This is a genomic window from Tsuneonella litorea (assembly GCF_025154015.1).
Lineage (GTDB): Bacteria > Pseudomonadota > Alphaproteobacteria > Sphingomonadales > Sphingomonadaceae > Tsuneonella > Tsuneonella litorea.
This window is the reverse complement of record NZ_JAOAMV010000002.1, coordinates 278,568-296,530: the sequence shown is the minus strand read 5'-3', so window position 1 is coordinate 296,530 and position 17,963 is coordinate 278,568. Positions and strand designations below refer to the sequence as shown.

Annotated in this window: 18 protein-coding genes; 9 read left to right on the top strand and 9 right to left on the bottom strand. The window is 67.2% G+C overall.

From position 1 onward, the window contains the following. The 5 genes from N0B51_RS04860 to N0B51_RS04840 all read right to left on the bottom strand — a co-directional run bounded on the left by N0B51_RS04860 (nt 1) and on the right by N0B51_RS04840 (nt 2,904). Complete coding sequence (locus N0B51_RS04860) at nt 1-441, bottom strand: Ros/MucR family transcriptional regulator (protein WP_259961115.1); 441 nt, start codon at nt 439-441, stop codon at nt 1-3. Nucleotides 442-583: 142 nt separating this feature from the next. Then, nucleotides 584-1,051 carry a GNAT family N-acetyltransferase gene (locus tag N0B51_RS04855; RefSeq protein WP_259961114.1) on the bottom strand — a complete coding sequence of 156 codons (468 nt, stop codon included), beginning with the start codon at nt 1,049-1,051 and terminating at the stop codon, nt 584-586. Then, nucleotides 1,048-1,665 carry a tRNA (adenosine(37)-N6)-threonylcarbamoyltransferase complex dimerization subunit type 1 TsaB gene (tsaB, locus tag N0B51_RS04850; RefSeq protein ID WP_311201827.1) on the bottom strand — a complete coding sequence of 206 codons (618 nt, stop codon included), beginning with the start codon at nt 1,663-1,665 and terminating at the stop codon, nt 1,048-1,050. Before tsaB ends, N0B51_RS04855 begins: the two co-directional genes overlap by 4 nt. A gap of 42 nt (nt 1,666-1,707) precedes the next feature. Continuing rightward, complete coding sequence (locus N0B51_RS04845) at nt 1,708-2,316, bottom strand: malonic semialdehyde reductase (protein WP_259961113.1); 609 nt, start codon at nt 2,314-2,316, stop codon at nt 1,708-1,710. A gap of 9 nt (nt 2,317-2,325) precedes the next feature. Beyond that, nucleotides 2,326-2,904 carry a NifU family protein gene (locus N0B51_RS04840; RefSeq protein WP_259961112.1) on the bottom strand — a complete coding sequence of 193 codons (579 nt, stop codon included), beginning with the start codon at nt 2,902-2,904 and terminating at the stop codon, nt 2,326-2,328. Between the two features lie 109 nt (nt 2,905-3,013). On the opposite strand from N0B51_RS04840, the gene N0B51_RS04835 reads away from it, so the two are divergent. Further along, nucleotides 3,014-5,956 carry a M16 family metallopeptidase gene (locus tag N0B51_RS04835; protein ID WP_259961111.1) on the top strand — a complete coding sequence of 981 codons (2,943 nt, stop codon included), beginning with the start codon at nt 3,014-3,016 and terminating at the stop codon, nt 5,954-5,956. Between the two features lie 117 nt (nt 5,957-6,073). Then, the gene (locus tag N0B51_RS04830; protein WP_259961474.1) at nt 6,074-7,447 is read left to right on the top strand and encodes a class II 3-deoxy-7-phosphoheptulonate synthase; all 1,374 of its coding nucleotides are present in this window, start codon (nt 6,074-6,076) and stop codon (nt 7,445-7,447) included. Between the two features lie 48 nt (nt 7,448-7,495). On the opposite strand, the gene N0B51_RS04825 is transcribed toward N0B51_RS04830, so the two are convergent. Beyond that, nucleotides 7,496-8,473: a quinone oxidoreductase family protein gene (locus tag N0B51_RS04825; protein ID WP_311201826.1), complete on the bottom strand. Its 978-nt coding sequence runs from the start codon at nt 8,471-8,473 to the stop codon at nt 7,496-7,498. 114 nt (nt 8,474-8,587) lie between these two features. Between N0B51_RS04825 and egtB the strand changes: the two genes are divergently transcribed. From egtB to trxB, 5 genes are all read left to right on the top strand, one after another. Further along, the gene (gene egtB / locus N0B51_RS04820) at nt 8,588-9,865 is read left to right on the top strand and encodes an ergothioneine biosynthesis protein EgtB (protein WP_375545929.1); all 1,278 of its coding nucleotides are present in this window, start codon (nt 8,588-8,590) and stop codon (nt 9,863-9,865) included. Continuing rightward, nucleotides 9,865-10,851 carry an L-histidine N(alpha)-methyltransferase gene (gene egtD / locus N0B51_RS04815; RefSeq protein ID WP_259961109.1) on the top strand — a complete coding sequence of 329 codons (987 nt, stop codon included), beginning with the start codon at nt 9,865-9,867 and terminating at the stop codon, nt 10,849-10,851. Before egtB ends, egtD begins: the two co-directional genes overlap by 1 nt. Nucleotides 10,852-10,893: 42 nt before the next feature. After that, nucleotides 10,894-11,562, top strand: coding sequence for a retropepsin-like aspartic protease family protein (locus N0B51_RS04810; RefSeq protein WP_259961108.1), 669 nt, complete (start codon nt 10,894-10,896; stop codon nt 11,560-11,562). A gap of 38 nt (nt 11,563-11,600) precedes the next feature. Next, nucleotides 11,601-12,377, top strand: coding sequence for a tyrosine-protein phosphatase (locus N0B51_RS04805; protein ID WP_259961107.1), 777 nt, complete (start codon nt 11,601-11,603; stop codon nt 12,375-12,377). A 73-nt stretch (nt 12,378-12,450) separates the two neighbouring features. Then, complete coding sequence (gene trxB, locus N0B51_RS04800) at nt 12,451-13,434, top strand: thioredoxin-disulfide reductase (RefSeq protein ID WP_259961106.1); 984 nt, start codon at nt 12,451-12,453, stop codon at nt 13,432-13,434. A 6-nt stretch (nt 13,435-13,440) separates the two neighbouring features. Here trxB and N0B51_RS04795 read toward each other — a convergent pair whose 3' ends face one another. From N0B51_RS04795 to N0B51_RS04785, 3 genes are all read right to left on the bottom strand, one after another. Next, nucleotides 13,441-13,878, bottom strand: coding sequence for an MAPEG family protein (locus N0B51_RS04795; protein WP_259961105.1), 438 nt, complete (start codon nt 13,876-13,878; stop codon nt 13,441-13,443). After that, nucleotides 13,875-14,324, bottom strand: coding sequence for an MAPEG family protein (locus N0B51_RS04790; RefSeq protein WP_259961104.1), 450 nt, complete (start codon nt 14,322-14,324; stop codon nt 13,875-13,877). The genes N0B51_RS04795 and N0B51_RS04790 overlap by 4 nt, the downstream gene beginning before the upstream one ends. A gap of 65 nt (nt 14,325-14,389) precedes the next feature. Next, nucleotides 14,390-15,355 (bottom strand): threonine ammonia-lyase, encoded by a 966-nt coding sequence (locus tag N0B51_RS04785; protein ID WP_259961103.1) that lies wholly within the window; start codon nt 15,353-15,355, stop codon nt 14,390-14,392. Nucleotides 15,356-15,415: 60 nt separating this feature from the next. On the opposite strand from N0B51_RS04785, the gene N0B51_RS04780 reads away from it, so the two are divergent. Then, nucleotides 15,416-16,627, top strand: a complete 1,212-nt coding sequence (locus N0B51_RS04780; RefSeq protein WP_259961102.1) for a saccharopine dehydrogenase family protein — start codon at nt 15,416-15,418, stop codon at nt 16,625-16,627. After that, nucleotides 16,627-17,799 (top strand): carboxynorspermidine decarboxylase, encoded by a 1,173-nt coding sequence (locus N0B51_RS04775; protein WP_259961101.1) that lies wholly within the window; start codon nt 16,627-16,629, stop codon nt 17,797-17,799. Before N0B51_RS04780 ends, N0B51_RS04775 begins: the two co-directional genes overlap by 1 nt. Nucleotides 17,800-17,963: the final 164 nt, after the last annotated feature.

Genomic DNA, 17,963 nt, shown 5'->3' with positions numbered 1-17,963 from the left:
TCAGGCGGATTTCTTGCGACGTCCGCGCTTCTGGGTGGGATTGCGGCCCAGGCCGATCTTCTTGGCAAGATCGCGGCGGGTTTCCGCATAATCGGGCGCGACCATCGGATAATCCGATCCCAGGCCCCAGCGCTGGCGGTATTCGTCGGGCGTCATTCCGTGTTCGGTCATCAGATGGCGCTTGAGCATCTTCATCTTCTTGCCGTCTTCAAGGCAGACGAGATGATCCTTCTTCACCGAAGAACGAATGGATACTGCCGGTTCGGGCTTTTCTTCTTCCTCCGCGGCGCCGCCGCCAAGACCGGAGAGTGCGCCGTATACAGTCGTGATCAGGGCCGGCACGTCTTCTACGGCGACATTATTGTTGCTGACATGAGCCGCCACGATGTCGGACGTGAGCGTAATCAACGTTTCCGACATGTCGGTATCAATATTTTCCATTTTCACCTCGTGCGATCGATAGTGCGCAGGATTTCCGACCCAACTCCCTGCGTTCGCTCACCTAAGCATTATTCCAGTGGCAAAACAAGATGGAGCCCAGGTTGATGCGCTGTATTCTCACGATTTTTTACAAAAGGCCCGATCAAATTCGATAAGCGAAGGTAATTGCATCGAGTTTTGAACCATCTGGAGTGCGATAATAGTCCCGGCGGCTGCCGACCGGTTCGAATCCCAACTTGCGATAGAGTCCGATCGCGGGGTTGTTGTGACGAGCTTCGAGAAACAGGCGTTCGGCATGGCGCGCGCGGGCATCCTCGATGGCCTGGCTGATCAGCAAGGTGCCGAGGCCGCGCCCGCGGGCTGTCGGAATCACCGCGACGAGCAGCAATTCCTCTTCGCCGGGAGCCGCGCGAACGAGCGTGAATCCGGCCGCCGGCTGGCCGTGTGCGGGAACGGCCCCGTCGACCCCTGCGAGCCGGTAATGCGTGTGCGCGAAAGCGAGCGAATCCGACACCTGCCGGCGGTTCCACGCCTCGCCCCAGGCAGGGTCGAAGGCGCGCTCCATGACCGCCATCATCCGGTCGAGATCGTCCTCGGGCGGAGGCGTCATGCCGGGAGCCGGGCGTCGGGCCCGCGGCCGTAAAGCGGAGAGGTGTCGCCTCCCGTCACGCCTTCGGCCAGGGCGTTCACCCGGCGGGCGTCGGGCAGCAGTGAAAGCGCGCGGTGATCGCCTTCCAGCAGCGCCGCGAGATCGGATGCGCGCGATCCGGCGATCTGCCGCGATGCTCCGCGGACCGCGGCCGCCGCCGGATCGAGCGAGGCCAGCGGGGTGAGCGGAACGCCTCCTGCCGCGAAGTCCTGGACGAACCACTCCCCGTGCCCGCCGGCCATGCACACGGTGATGTCTGCGCCGTCCATCTCCTCGAGTGCCATGGCGCCGACCAGCGAGAGCGTCGGGTAACCGCGCACCGGCGCCTTCCAGGCCACGGCCAGCGATCCGGCAACTGCCAGGCCAATCCGGACGCCGGTGAAACTGCCCGGCCCTCTCGACACGAGGATCCGCGCTGCACGGCCCTTGTCCGGCAGCGCGGCTATCATCGGGACGAGGTGTTCTGCATGACCCCGGCCGAGGACGCGATGGTCCCCGGCGAGGAGATCGTCACCCTCGAACAGGGCGACCGAGCAGGCTTCCGTCGCGCATTCGATCGCCAAGGTCCGCATCATGCGACCCAACCCCATTGTGCCGGGGCGCGCAAGCGCCGGCGATCAGATTACGCGATTGAACTTGTCGAATTCGGGGCGCGGGCTGCGCTCGAAGATCGAGGTCGGGTCGCCGTAGCCCACCGAACAGATGAAGTTCGAACGCACCCGCGGCTGATCGACGAAGAAATGCTTGTCGACCGCCGCGTTGTCGAACCCCGACATTGGCCCCGTGTCGAGGCCCAGCGCGCGCGCGGCGATGATGAAATAGGCACCCTGCAGCGACGAATTGCGAAACGCGCCCTGCTTGCGCCCTTCCTCGTCCCCTTCGAACCAGCTCTTCGCGTCGGTGTGCGGAAAGAGCCAGGGCAGTTCCTCGTGGAAATCGATGTCGTAGCCGATGATCGCGGTGACCGGCGCGGCGAGTATCTTGGGGGCGTTCTTTTCCGAGCAGCGATCGGCCAGCGCCTGCTTCGCCTCGTCCGACTTGGCCCACACGATCCGCGCGGGCTGCATGTTGGCCGAAGTCGGCCCCATCTTCATCAGTTCGTAGATCGCGTGAACCTGCTCGTCGCTGACAGGCTTGTCGAGCCAGCCGTTGTAGGTCCGCGCCTCGCGGAAGATCTGGTCGAGCGCCGCCGCGGGCAGCGGCTGGTCGTGGTACTCCTGGGTCATGGATTTCCTTCAGGCTGCGCGAACTTCGGTCACCTCGGGGATGTAGTGCTTGAGCAATCCCTCGATCCCGTGCTTGAGCGTGGCTGTGGAGGACGGGCAGCCCGAACAGGCGCCCTGCATCTGGAGGTGGACGACCCCGTCGCGATAGCCGCGATAGACGATGTCGCCGCCGTCGTTCGCCACGGCCGGCCGGATGCGCGTTTCGAGCAGTTCCCGGATCTGGGCGACGATGTCGGCATCGGCCGGATCGTCTTCGACAGCCGCTTCGTTCTCGGGCGGAACCGACAGGCCCGACGCATCGCCCCCGGCGAACAGCGGTGCGCCGCTGACGAAGTGATCGAGCAGGACGGCGACGACCTGCGGCTTCAGCTGCGACCAGTCGGCGCCCGGTGCGGCGGTGACCGACACGAAATCGCCGCCGAAGAACACCCCGGTGACTTCGCCGGTGTCGAACAGCGCCTCGGCGAGCGGGCTGGCCTCGGCGGCTTCGGGGGAGGCGAATTCGCGCGTCCCCGCGGGCATGACCTGGCGTCCCGGGAGGAACTTGAGCGTCGCCGGATTGGGGGTGGTTTCGGTTTCGATGAACATATCCGGGATGTAGTGCCCCCCCGCCGCTGCGACAACCCGCCCGCCCTCGAGAGCTTCCTTTCCCGCATTCACTATCCCTTCACCCGGCTGTCCCTTATAGCGTGTTGTCATGAGCTTGTTTTCGCGTGCCGCCCGGCACCTTGCGCCCCTTCTCCCGCTCGCCATGCTCGCCGCGCCGGTCGCGGCGCAGCAGAAGTCGGCGGTCGCCGCGCCCCGTCACCTGCAGACCGGATCGGCGACCCCCTGGATCTATCGCGGCAGCGACGTGCCCCGCGATCCCGAATGGCTGTTCGGCGAAATGCCGAACGGGCTGCGCTACGCGGTCCGCAAGAACGGCGTCCCGCCCGAACAGGTGTCGATCCGCGTGCGCATCGATGCCGGCTCGATCCACGAGCAGGACCACGAACAGGGGTTCGCGCACCTGATCGAGCACATGACGTTCCGGGAAAGCAAGTACCTCGCGAACGGCGCGGCCATTCCGACATTCCAGCGGCTCGGCGCCACGTTCGGCAGCGACACCAACGCCGAGACCACGCCCACCCAGACCGTCTACAAGCTCGACGTGCCCGAGGCGAACCCGGGCAAGCTCAACGAGGTGTTCAAGCTGCTGTCGGGCATGATCCGCGAGCCGACGCTGTCGGCCAAGGGGCTTGCCGAGGACCTGCCGATCGTCCTTGCCGAAAAGCGCGAGCAGGCAGCGGCCGCGCAGCGCGTGGCGCAGGAAAGCCGCAAGACGATCTTTGCGGGCCAGCGGCTCGCCAATCGCCTGCCGATCGGTACCGAGGAGACCCTCACCGCGGCAACCCCGCAGAGCGTACGCGCGTTCCACGACCGCTGGTATCGGCCCGAGAATACCGTCATCGTGGTAGCCGGTGATGCCGATCCGCGCGCGCTGGCAGCGCTGGTCGAGCGGTACTTCGGCGACTGGAAGGGCAACGGGCCGCACGTCGAACCCCCGGCATTCGGGGACCCGGTCGCGCCCGCCGGGGCCGATCCGGCGAACCCCGTCGGCGAGACCCAGGTTCTCGTCGAACCCGACCTGCCGCGGACGTTGACCTACGCGATCATGCGACCCTGGCGGCCGGTCAACGATACCATCGTCTACAACGAGGGCCTGCTGCTCGATTCGCTGGCGCAATCGATCATCAACCGGCGCCTCGAGGCCCGTGCGCGGGCGGGTGGGTCCTTCCTCTACGCGCAGGTGAACCAGGACGACGTCAGCCGAACAGCCGACGCCACGTTCGTCAGCTTCGCGCCGCTGACCGAAGACTGGCGCGCCGCGCTCGCCGACGTGCGGGCGGTAATCGCCGATGCGCTGGCGACCCCTCCGACACAGGAAGAAATCGACCGCGAGATGGCCGAGTTCGAGGTCGCCTTCGCCAGCCAGGTCGAGCAGCGCGCGGTGCTTGCCGGCTCGAAGCTTGCCGACGACATCGTCCAGGCGGTCGATATCCGCGAGACGGTCGCGGCGCCCGAAACGGTGCTCAAGGTCTTCAACGGCATGAAGGACAAGTTCACCCCGGCGAACGTGCTGGCGCATACCCGTGCCCTGTTCACCGGCGCGGTGACGCGATCGGTCTATGTCACGCCGGACCCAGCGGAGGCTGATCCGGCTGCGCTGCGCACCGCGCTCCTCGCGCCGGTCAGCGCGGACAGCGGCGCGCGGCTCGCGGCCAAGACGGTGTCCTTCGACGATCTCCCGCCGGTCGGCCCGCCGGGCGCCGTGGCGGAACAGGCGTCGCTCGGCGTGCTCGGGATCGAGCGGGTAAAGTTCGCCAACGGCGTGTCCGCGCTGCTGTGGAGCAACAACGCCGAGCCGGGGCGGGTGACCGTCAAGGTCCGCTTCGGATCGGGCCGCCGCGCGTTCAGCCCGCAGGACGCGGTCTATGCCTCGCTCGGCGAAGCGGCGCTTGTGGGTTCGGGTGTCGGCGAACTCGGCCAGGAAGAACTCGACCGCATCTCGACGGGGCGCAAGATGGGCTTCGATTTCAGCATCGACGACGGGGTCTTCACTTTCGCCGCGCAGACCCGGTCGGCCGACCTGGCGGACCAGCTCTACCTGTTCGCCGCGAAGCTGGGGATGCCGCGCTGGGATCCCAACCCGGTGATCCGCGCCCGCGCGGCGGCAAAGCTCGCATACGAAAGCTACGCGACGAGCCCTAACGGCGTGCTCGAGCGCGATCTCGACTACGAACTCTACGGTCATGACCCGCGTTTCGAGACACCCACACCGGCCCAGCTCGACGCGGCCACGCCGGAAGGATTCCGCCGGGTCTGGGAACCGCTGCTCAGGCAGGGGCCGGTCGAAGTTCTCGTGTTCGGCGAATTCGACAAGGACGCGACGGTCGAGGCGCTCCGGCGCACCTTCGGCGCACTGTCCCCGCGCGAGCCGATCCCGGCCGAGGTGCTGGCGCGCCCGACCACCGTCGCCAGCGACACCGCGCCCCGGGTTCTGTTCCACCGTGGTGACGCCAACCAGGCCGCGGCGATGGTCGCCTGGCCGACCGGCGGCGGGGTGGCGGGCCTGCGCGAATCGCGCCAGCTCCAGATCCTCAGCGACCTGTTCAACAACCGCCTGCTCGACGAGATGCGCGAACGGACCGGCGCGAGCTATTCGCCGCAGGTGGCGAACGAATGGCCCGAGGATGTCCCGTCCGGCGGCTCGATCAAGGCGCTGGCCATGATCCGGCCGCAGGATGTTCCGGCGTTCTTTTCCGCAACCGACAAGATCGCGCACGACCTGGCCTCGACCCCGGTGACCGCCGATGAGCTTGCCCGCGTGACCGAACCGCTCAAGCAGTCGATCAGCCGGGCATCGACCGGAAACACCTTCTGGCTCTGGCAGCTCGAAGGCGCGAGCGAGGATTCGCGCAGGGTCGCCATGCTGCGCTCGTTGCTCAACGACTATACCCAGACGACGCCCGAGGCGATGCAGGCGCTGGCCGCCAAGTACCTTACCGCGCGCATGCCTTTCCGCCTTGCGGTGATTCCTCAGGGTCAGCAGCTGGCCACGGCCGCTGGTGGCGCGGCACCCGCTCCCGGAGGGCGCTGACGAGACACGCACGCTTGCGCCGGGCCAAGATTATCGCGCTTGGCCCGGCGCCGGCTTTGCGGTTCGGTGTTCCAGCGCCTAGAAGCGCATTCCCGCGAAACGACCGACGAAATGACCGTGGCAAGCAACTGGACCCCCGAAAGCTGGCAGGCGCACGAAGCGCGTCACTTGCCGCGTTACGAAGACCCCGCCGCGCTTGCGGAGGCGGAGAAGACGCTGGCGAGCTATCCGCCGCTGGTCTTCGCGGGCGAGGCGCGGGCGCTGAAAGCCGATCTGGCGGATGTTGCCAACGGGCACGGATTCCTGCTCCAGGGCGGCGACTGCGCCGAAAGTTTCGCCGAATTCCACCCCAACAACATCCGCGATACCTTTCGCGTGCTGCTCCAGATGGCGGTCGTGCTGACGTTCGCGAGCAAGCGGCCGGTGGTGAAGGTCGGCCGGATGGCCGGACAGTTCGCCAAGCCGCGCAGTTCCGACACCGAAACGCAAGGATCGGTCACGCTGCCGAGCTACTTCGGCGATAACGTCAACGGGATCGAGTTCGACCCCGATACGCGGCGCAACGACCCCCAGCGGATGGTGCGCGCCTATTCGCAGGCCGCCGCGACGCTGAACCTGCTGCGCGCCTTTGCGGGCGGCGGCTATGCCAACCTGCGGCAGGTCCACCGCTGGACGCTCGACTTCATGGGCCGCAGTCCGTGGGCCGACAAGTTCAGGGACGTCGCCGACCGCATCGGGGAATCGCTCGACTTCATGGAGGCCTGCGGGGTCAACCCGGAAACCCTGCCGCAGCTCGAGCGGACGACCTTCTACACCAGCCACGAAGCGCTGCTGCTTCCCTACGAGCAGGCGCTGACCCGGCAGGACAGCCTGACGGGCGACTGGTACGACACCAGCGCGCACATGGTCTGGATCGGCGACCGGACGCGATTCCCGGGCAGCGCGCACATCGAGTTCGCGCGCGGGATCGGCAATCCCCTGGGCATGAAGTGCGGCCCCAGCCTCGAGCCGGACGACCTGCTGCGGCTCCTCGACACGCTCAACCCGGCGCGCGAGGCGGGGCGGATGACGCTTATCAGCCGGTTCGGCCACGACAAGGTCGAGACGGGCTTGCCACGCCTGGTTCGCGCCGTCGCGCGCGAAGGGCACCCGGTGGTCTGGAGCTGCGACCCGATGCACGGCAACGTCGTCAAGTCGGACAGCGGATACAAGACGCGGCCCTTCGACCGCATCCTGTCCGAAGTGAAGGGCTTCTTCGCAGTGCACCGCGCCGAAGGGACCCATGCCGGGGGCATCCACATCGAGATGACCGGGCAGGACGTGACCGAGTGCGTCGGCGGCGCGGTGGCGATCACCGACGAGGCGCTCGGCGACCGCTATCACACGCATTGCGACCCGCGGCTCAACGCGGCCCAGTCGATCGAGCTCGCGTTCCTGCTGGCCGAGATGCTCAACCTCGAGGCGCAGGCCCGTCCCGCCGCCGCGGCTTAGGGAAACGCCTGCCGGGCGAGGGCGGCCTTTCAGCGCCGCCCGTACCGGTCAGGGTCGCAATATCGTCGATCCCACGGTCTTGCGGCCTTCAAGGTCACGGTGGGCCTGCGCGACTTCCGAAAGCGGGTAGGTCTGGCCGATCTCCACCGTCAGCTTCCCTCGTTCGACCAGCGACCACAGCTTGCCGCTTCCCACCGCGCGCTCATCCGGTTCGCGGTAGTAGTCGAACAGCGTCGGACGCGTGACGAACAGCGAACCGGCGCTCGCCAGCGATCCAAGGTTCACGCCGGACACGGGGCCGCTGGCGTTGCCGAAGCTGGCGACGATCCCGCGCCGACCCGTCGCCTTGAGCGAGGCATCCCAGGTCGCTTTCCCGACCCCGTCGTAGCTCGCGCGGACCCCGGCGCCACCTGTCGCCTCGCGCACCTGGTGCGCCAGGTCGTCGGCCCCGGTGTCGAGCGCGACTTCCGCGCCCAGATCGACGGCCCGTTGCCGCTTTTCCGCGGAGCCGGCGGTCGCGATCACCCGCACGCCGCGGGCCGCCAGCCACTGGACCAGCAATTGCCCGACACCGCCCGCCGCCGCGTGAACCAGCGCCCAGTTGCCCGGAGCGAGCGGCGCGACGCGTTCGGCGAGCATCTCGGTGGTTAGGCCCTTGAGCAGAATCGCCGCCGCGACGTCGAGCGGGATGCCGTCCGGCACCTTGAACAGGCTCGCCTCGGCCGCGACCTGCGCGTCGGCATAGGCGGCCCGGTTGGGGCCGAAAGTCGCCACCCGGTCGCCGACCGACAGGCTGACGCCTTCGCCGACGGCTTCGACCGTGCCGGCCGCCTCGAGCCCGAGCGTCCCGGGCAGCTCGATCGGGTAGAGCCCCGAGCGGTGATAGGTATCGATGAAGTTGAGGCCGATCGCCTCGTGCCGCAGCAGGACCTCGCCTGGACCGGGGTCGTTCAGGTCGACCTCGCGCCAGCCGATGACCTCTGGTCCGCCGGTCCGTTCGATGATCGCTTGCCGGATACGCATCATCCCACCTGCCTTTCGCGAACCGCATGAGGCTTCGGAAAGCGCGGCACAACCCGCATTCGGGATCCAGGGAACGAAAACCGAACGCCGGTCTTTCCATGTGGTGTCGGTTCGGCCATGTTGGGTCAGGACTGGAAGCGACAAGAGGATGTCAGCGTGCCCCAGCCCGAGACCCGCGCCGCCGCGGACACGCCCGGCCTGCAGGAAAGATTCCTCCGCACACGTTCGCTGAGCGAGGCGCTCGCCGTGCCCCTGTCCGACGCCGATGCGACGATCCAGTCGATGGAGGATGCCAGTCCGACCAAGTGGCACCTCGCGCATACGACATGGTTCTGGGAGACCTTCCTGCTGCGCGACCACGCCGACGGATATCGCCTTTGGCGCGAGCAGTGGCCGTACCTGTTCAACTCTTACTACGAGGCGGAGGGCGACCGGCTCATGCGCGCGCGGCGCGGGATGCTCTCGCGACCCACCGTCGACGAGATCCTTGCCTGGCGTGCCCACGTGACCGCGGCGATGGGTCCCCTGCTCGACGACCCCGCGCTCGCGCCGCTGATCGAACTCGGCATCGCGCACGAGCAACAGCACCAGGAACTGCTGCTGACGGACATCAAGCACGCCCTGTTCCAGAACCCCCTCGGCCCGGCGATGTGGGCGGAGAAGGGGGAGGGCGCGGCATCCAGTCCTGCAAACGCGGGCGGCTGGCATCGACACCCCGGCGGCATCGCCCGTGTCGGTCACGAGGGCCCGGGTTTCGCGTTCGACAACGAGGGCCCCGCCCACCGCGTCCTGCTCGAACCGTTCGCGCTCGCCGACCGATTGGTGACCAACGCCGAGTGGCAGGAATTCCTCGACGACGGCGGCTACCGGACCGCCTCGCTCTGGCTCTCCGACGGATGGGCCTGGGTGCAGGAGGAGGGCATCGAGGCTCCGCTCTACTGGCGCGGCACGGAGGATTTCACGCATGCCGGCTGGCAGGAGCGCGACCCCCACGCGCCGGTGACGCACATCTCCCACTTCGAGGCCGACGCGTTCGCGAGCTGGGCTGGCGCGCGCCTGCCGACCGAGTTCGAATGGGAAGCGATCGCGCGGGGGCAAGATCCATCGGGCGGCAACCAGCTCGACGGCGCCGCGCCGCCATCCCCGCGCGGCGGGACCGGGCTGTTTGGCGATTGCTGGCAGTTCACCCGCTCGGGATACCTGCCGTACCCCCGGTTCCGCCCCGCCGAGGGCGCGGTGGGCGAATACAACGGCAAGTTCATGAGCGGGCAGGTCGTCCTGCGCGGGGCGAGTTGCGCCACCGTCCGCGGACACTCGCGCGCGAGCTATCGCAACTTCTTCTACCCTCATCAGCGCTGGCAGTTCACCGGACTGCGGCTCGCCAAGGACGACTGATGCGCACCAACGAAAGCCTCAACCTCGTCGAAGTCGACGAGAATGGTGTCGCGACGGATTTCCGCGCCGACGTGCTGCAGGGCCTGTCCGAGCCGCAGAAGGCGATCCCCGCACGCTGGTTCTACGACGACATCGGGTCCGAGCTGTTCGAGGATATCACGCAGCTGCCCGAATACTACCCGACGCGCGCGGAAACCGAGATCCTGTCCTCGTGCGGCGCGGAGTTTCGCGAGCGCATCGGCGAAGGGCGCGCGGTGGTCGAGTTCGGTTCGGGCAGTTCGGTCAAGGCGCCGCTATTGCTCGATGCGATCGCGCCGGCGGCCTATGTCCCGCTCGACATCGCCGGCGACTTCCTGCGCGCGTCCGCCGAGGCGCTCGCGGCCAAGTTTCCCACGCTGCCCGTGCATCCGGTCGAGGCCGACTTCATGCGCAAGGTCGAGCTTCCCGAGGCCGTTTCACATCTGCCCAAGCTCGGCTTCTTTCCGGGTTCGACGATCGGCAACATGGTCGCACGTACCGCCACCGACCTCTTGCGCACCATGCGCGCGACGCTGGGCGAGGGCAGCCAGCTCCTGATCGGGATGGACCTTATCAAGGATCCCGCCGTGCTCGAGGCGGCCTATGACGACGCGGCGGGGGTGACGGCGCGCTTCAACTGCAATCTCGCCGCGCGGATCAACCGCGAACTCGGCGGCACCATCCCGCTCGACGCGCTGCGCCATGTCGCGCGATGGAACGACGATTACGCGCGGATCGAAATGCACCTCGAGGCAACCCGCGACATCGCTTTCCAGGTGGCTGGGCGCCGCTTCACGATGCGCGAGGGCGAAACGATCCACACCGAGAACAGCCACAAGTTCTCGCGCCGCAGCTCCACCCTGCTGCTGCTTGCCGGCGGCTGGACGCCGGCCCGGCGCTGGACCGATGCGGAGGATCGCTTCTCGATGATCCTCGCCGATGCGACGGTGCCGCGCAGCGCGCCCTAGTCATGGTGGCGAAAGCGCTCTGGGGGTACTATCTCGGCTACGATGGACTTCAAGGCGATCGTTGACGCAGCGGCCGACATCATCCGCGAGGTGCCGCGCTCGGGGCTGCTGATGGCCACCGTGGCGGCTATCGTGGGCAGCTTCGTGGGCAGCGCGATCGCGCGGCGCGGCTCGGCCGCCGGGCGCACGCTCGCGGGCGCCAGCACGCTGGTGCTTGCCGGCATTCTGGTCGTCGTGGTGCTGCAGGTCTCGCGCTTCGATCCGCGCCTCGACGTCGCGGTGCCCGAACTGGGCCTGCCGCCGCAGACAGTGGCGGGAGGCGAGACGCGGGTGCCGATGGCGCCCGACGGACATTTCTGGATCCGCGCCGAAGTGAACGGCTTTGCCGCACCGTTCCTCGTCGATACGGGCGCCACGCTGACCGCCGTCTCGGTACCGGTCGCCGACCATGCGGGGCTCCGTCCTCGCGCGGGCGGTTTGCCGGTGCGCATCTCGACCGCCAACGGAACGGTCTCGGCCGAACTGACGACGATCGACACGCTGCGGTTCGGCAACATCAAGGCCGGTGGCCTCGATGCGGTGATCGCGCCGAATATCGGCGAAACCAACGTGATCGGCATGAACCTGTTGTCGCGGCTTGCATCGTGGCGGGTCGAGGACAACGTGCTGATCCTGCGTCCGCACAACCCCCAGCCGGTCGCCGTCGACTGACCTTGCCGCTGGCCGTTGCGGCTGGCAGGGGCGAAGCCATGAGCGATCACCACACCCCCACGTTCGAAGGCATTCACAACTTCCGCGACTACGGCGGCTATGCGGCCGACGGGGGACGGGTGCGGCGCGGGCTGCTCTACCGGTCCGGGCAACACGTCGGCGCAAGCGACGCGGACCTTGCCGCGCTGGCTGCGCTCGACATCCGCACCGTGATCGACCTTCGGGGGATCACCGAACGGACCAACAACCCGTGCCGGCGACACGAGGGCTGGTCTGGCGAGGTCGTCGCGCACGACGGCGAGACGAGTTCGAGCCCGCCGCACATGGACATCGGGCCGGATGTCACGACCGCCGAGTATGCGCGCGGGCGGATGATGACGGTCTATACCCGGATGCCCGACAACCCGGCGATGCAGGTGATGTTCGGGCGATACCTCCACGCGCTCGCGACCCGCGACGGGGCAAGCCTCGTCCATTGCTTTGCGGGCAAGGACCGCACCGGCATCGCCGCGACGATCCTGCTGCACATCCTGGGCGTTTCTGAAGAGGACCGGGAGCGCGAGTTCCTGCTCACCAACAAGTCGCCGACACTGCACATCCTGCGCGCGCAATCGGTGCCGGCGATGGAGGCCCGGCTCGGACGGAAGATGGACGATGCCTCGGTGCGCGCGTTGCTCGAGGTGCACCGGGATTACCTCGCGCGGTTTCACGCGACGGCCGTCGCACGGAGCGGATCGTTCGACGGCTGGCTCGAGGACAAGGTCGGCGTCGACGATCGGCTGCGCGATACACTGCGCGAGAAGTATATCGCCTGACGGGGATAGCCGCGCCGGCCGACTCGATTTCGGACCGGGACGCTCCTATCTCGCGGCCAGACGGAGGAATGTGATGGCTACCCACAAGACGCGAATGCTCATCATCGGATCGGGTCCGGCGGGCCTGTCCGCGGCGATCTATGGCGCCCGCGCGATGATGGAGCCGATCGTGGTGCAAGGCCTCCAACCCGGCGGGCAATTGACGATCACCACCGACGTCGAGAACTATCCCGGGTTCAAGGACGTGATCCAGGGGCCGTGGCTGATGCAGGAAATGCAGGCCCAGGCCGAGCACGTCGGAACCCGGATGATGTGGGACACGATCGTCGATGTCGACCTGTCCGGCCCGACCTTCCGGGCGACCGGCGACAGCGGCGATGTCTACGAAGGCGACACCCTCGTGATCGCGACCGGTGCGCAGGCCAAGTGGCTGGGCGTCCCGGGCGAGCAGGAGCTTGGCGGCAAGGGCGTCTCTGCCTGCGCCACGTGCGACGGGTTCTTTTACCGCGGCAAGAAGGTCGCGGTGATCGGCGGCGGCAACACCGCTGTCGAGGAGGCGCTCTACCTCACCAACCATTCCGACGACGTCACCCTGATCCACCGCCGCGACGAACTGCGGAGCGAGAAGATCCTGCAGGAACGCCTGTTCGCCAATCCGAAGATCAAGGTCCTGTGGAACAAGACGGTGGAGCAGTTCGCGGGCGATCCGCTGGCGGGCGGCCTCACGCACTTGGTTCTCAAGGATACCGTGACCGGCGAAACCAGCGACTTTGCCGCCGACGGCGCCTTCGTCGCCATCGGCCACGCGCCGTCGACCGAGCTGTTCAAGGGCAAGCTGCCGATGGATGCCGGGGGGTACCTGATCGTCGAGCCGGGCACGCCGAAAACCGAGATTCCCGGCGTGTTCGCCTGCGGCGACGTGATGGATCACACCTATCGCCAGGCGGTCACCGCAGCCGGGACCGGATGCATGGCGGCGCTCGACGCCGAACGATACCTGTCTGGACTTTCGATCGACCTCTCGGGCCACGCGAAAGAGGCCGAGGCCGCCGAGTAGTCCGCCTCAGACGAGGTCGAAAACCGCCATCGCCGCGTGCAGCACGAGTGCGAGCAGCGCGATCATCGACAGCATGAAGAGCGAAAACCGCACGACCACCTTGTTGAAGATCGCCTGGACGAGCGAATGCACGATTCGCAAACCGACATAGATCCACGCGATCGCGGCGTTGATCCCGTCGCCCTGGCCGATGATCGCGAGGACCAGCGCGACCGCGTAAAACAGCGTCGGGGACTCGTGAAGGTGGTTGTAGTTGTCGGCCACCCACTGGACCTGCCGCGGGAGCAACCGGTCGAGCGAGGCATCGGGATCGCGCGCCAGGCTGTCGGGATCGATTTTCGCTCGGCTCATCGCGGGGAGCCGCGTCGCGTATAGCCAGACCCACATCACGAGGGTCCAGGCCAGTAGCGCGACCACGGGCTTGAGGATGTCAGCCCCGATCATGACAGCACGCTGGGATCGGCGAAGAGGGTCAGCATGATCGCGATGATCGACAGGACCACCAGCGCCGCCGTCGACAGGATGAACAGCAGGAACCGGATCGCCACGACGTTGACCAATGCCTGCCACAGCGAATGGGCGATGCGGAGGGCAACATAGATCCACGCGCACAGGATCGCGGTCGCGCTCGGGCCGAGCAGCGCGATGATCAGCGATACGGCATAGAACAGCGTCGGCTGTTCGACGAGGTGCGCGTAGTTGTGCGATTTCCAGTTGGCGCGATCCTCGATCACGCCTTCGAGGTCCTGCCCGCGGCCGCCCGGTTTGGCGTTTCCGAGGTCCATCCCGGCGCGCTTCATCGCCGGAAAGCGCGTGGCCGCGGTCCAGAACAGCATGACGAGCGTCCAGGCGACGAGCATCGCCGCCGGTGCGAGCATCTGAGCCTGCATCGTGATTTCCCCTCCACGCGACCCGGCGCGAAACTGCGCGCGGGCGAACCGGTTGTCAAACGGGGCTAATCGCTCGTCGACAGGACCCTGGCGAATGCGCGGGCATCGGTGTTGCCGCCGGTCAGCGTCACCACCGTGGCTTCGTCGAGGTCCACTTTCCCGGCGATCGCCGCCGCCAGCGCCGCGGCCCCGCCGGGTTCGACCACCAGCCGCAGCTTCGCGAAGGCGAATCGCTGCGCCGCGCGCACCTCGGCGTCCGACACGGCAACGCCGGGCTCCGCGCGGCCCTTGAGCACGGCGAAGTTGACCGGCGCGGTGCTCGGCGTCTGGATTGCGTCGCAGATGGTTTTCGGCGCGTCCGGTCCCACGCGCTGGATCTCGCCGCTCGCGAGGCTTCGTGCGACGTCGTCCCAGCCCTCAGGCTCGACGGGCACGATCGCGCTGTCGGGGCAAGCAAGCGCGAGGCCGGCGGCAAGCCCGCCGCCACCGCAGCACACGACGATGCGCGAAGGACTTCGGCCGAGCTGGGCCGCGATCTCGACACCCATGCTGCCCTGGCCCTCGATGACCCACGGGTCGGCATAGGCGTGGACCAGCGTGCGCCCGCGCTCGTCGCACAGGGCGTTCGCGATCACGTCGCGGTCCTCCCCGCCGGCGCGGTCGTAGAGGATGACCTCGGCCCCCATCCCGCGGGTGGCGTCGAGCTTCACCTGGGGCGCGTCGGCGGGCATGACGATCGCCGCCTCTATGCCCAGTTCGCGCGCGGCGAAGGCGACGCCCTGCGCGTGGTTGCCGCTTGAAACGGCCACGACCCCCGCCGCGCGTTCATCAGGCGACAGGTCGGTCAGCCGGTGCCACGCGCCGCGGATCTTGAAGGCGCCGATGGGGTGCAGGTTGTCGCACTTGGCATGGATGCGCATGCCGTTGACCTCGACCGGCAGCAGCGGGGTGGCGGGAACGAGCGCGGCGATCTTCTCGGCGGCGCGCAGGACGCCCTCGCGCGTCGGGTTCCGGGGGCTTTCGCGAAACATTGTGTCCGACTAGTGCGTTCGCCCTGTACAGCCAATCAGCGAATCCCGATGGGAGCTAAAATGTCGACAGTCCTGGTAATCGGTGCGGGCGGAGTGAGCTCGGTCTGCGTCCACAAGATGGCGATGAATGCGGAGATCTTCTCCGACATCCACCTCGCCAGCCGCACGAAATCGAAATGCGACGCGATCGCGGCCAGCGTGAAGGACCGCACGGGGCAAGACGTGGCGACTTATTCGATCGACGCCGAGGAAGTCCCGGCGATGGTCAACCTGATCCGCAAGGTCCAGCCCAGCCTCGTCGTCAACCTCGCGCTGCCGTATCAGGACCTGCCGATCATGGACGCCTGCCTCGAAGCCGGCGTGAACTACCTGGACACGGCCAACTACGAGCCGAAGGACGAGGCGAAGTTCGAATACAAGTGGCAGTGGGCCTATCACGACCGCTTCAAGGAGGCAGGGTTGATGGCGCTGCTCGGTTCGGGCTTCGACCCGGGCGTGACCAGCGTGTTCACGATGTGGCTCAAGAAGCACAAGCTGAAGACCATCCGCCAGCTCGACATCCTCGACTGCAACGGCGGCGACCATGGCCAGCACTTTGCGACCAACTTCAACCCCGAGATCAACATCCGCGAAGTCACCGCACCAGCCCGCCACTGGGAAAACGGTGAATGGGTGGAAACCCCGGCGATGCAGGTCAGGACCGAGTTCGATTTCGAGGCGGTGGGCAAGAAGAACGCCTACCTCATGTACCACGAGGAGCTGGAAAGCCTCGCCAAGTTCGTCCCCGAGCTCGAACGCGCGCGGTTCTGGATGACCTTCGGCGATGCCTACATCACCCACCTCACGGTGCTGCAGAACGTCGGCATGACCTCGATCGAGCCGATCCGCTATCAGGGTAAGGAGATCATTCCGCTCCAGTTCCTCGCCGCGGTGCTGCCCAAGCCCGAAACGCTTGGGGAGACGACCAAGGGCAACACCAATATCGGCGTCATCGCCACTGGCGAGGCGCTCGACGGGTCGGGCGAGAAAACGTTCTACATCAAGAACATCTGCAGCCACGAGAAGGCCTACGAGGAAACCGGCAACCAGGCCGTCAGCTACACCACCGGCGTGCCCGCGATGATCGGAAGCGCGCTGATGGTCACCGGCAAGTGGAGCGGCGAGGGCGTGTTCAACATGGAGCAGATGGACCCCGATCCGTTCATGGACATGCTGAACAGCGACGGCCTGCCGTGGACGGTCGAGGAGCTGGACGGGCCGGTCGACTTCTGATGGAAACCCGCGCCGGCGATCCCGGGGCCTTTGCCCGGTTCGACCTCAATCGCGTGGATTCGCCGGCGTTCGTCGTCGACGCGGCGAAATTGCGCGCGAACCTGTCGATCCTGGCCGACATCCGCGATGCGGCGGACATCAAGGTGCTCGCTGCGCTGAAGGCGTTCAGCATGTGGTCGGTCGCGCCGATCGTGGGCGAGTACCTCGACGGGGTCTGCACCAGCGGGCTGTGGGAGGCCCGGCTCGCCAGCGAGTTCTACGACGGCGAGATCGCGACATACTCGGCGGCGTACAAGCCGGACGAGCTGGAAGAAGTGTGCCGGTTGTCCGACCACGTGATCTTCAACTCGCCCGGCCAGCTCGAGCGCTACCGGCCGATTCTCGACGCGGCGCGCGCCAGCGGGCAGGATTTCGACGTCGGCCTCAGGATCAACCCGCTCTGCCCGCAGGGCGAGGTGCCGCGCTACGATCCCTCGAGCCCCGGCAGCCGCCTCGGCTTCCCGATCGACCAGCTCACGCCAGAGATCATGGACCAGGTCGACGGCATCCACTTCCACAACCTGTGCGAGCAGGATTTCGAGCCATTGAAGGCGACCTGGGACACGGTGTTCGACGCGATCGAGCCGTGGTTCGGCCAGCTCAAGTGGATCAACATGGGCGGCGGCCACCACGTCACGCGCGCCGACTACCAGCGCGAGGAACTGGTCGAGTTCCTGCGCGACGCGAAGGACGATACCGGGGCGGAAATCTACCTCGAGCCGGGCGAGGCCGTCGCGCTCGACGCGGGTATTCTCGTCGGTACGATCCTCGATTCGCACTGGAACGGGTTGCCGGTCGCGATCGTCGACATCTCGGCGACCTGCCACATGCCCGACGTGATCGAGGCGCCCTACCGGCCCGCGATGCTCAACGAGAGCGGGGAGGGCGAGCCGATCCGCCTCGGCGGCCCCTCGTGCCTCGCCGGCGACGTGATCGGCGACTATCGGTTGCCGGTGCCGAACGAGCCGGGCGAGCGCATCGCCTTTCTCGACCAGGCGCATTACTCCATGGTCAAGACCAACACCTTCAACGGGGTGCAGCTGCCGTCGATCTGGTTGTGGGACAGCGAGACCGATTCGCTCGAGCAGATCAGGGCATTCGGCTACGAGGATTTCCGCGACCGGCTCAGTTGAACGAGGCTGACGCACGCCCCGTCCGGCGCAAGGTTGTTTCGCAAACCGCTCATTTTCACTTGCGGTTCACGCACGCGCCGATATACGCGCACCCCGCAGCCCCAAGGGGACTTCCATAACCGCAAGGCTGCCTTGTCCGAACAAAACCGTTTGGGGGTCCCTTG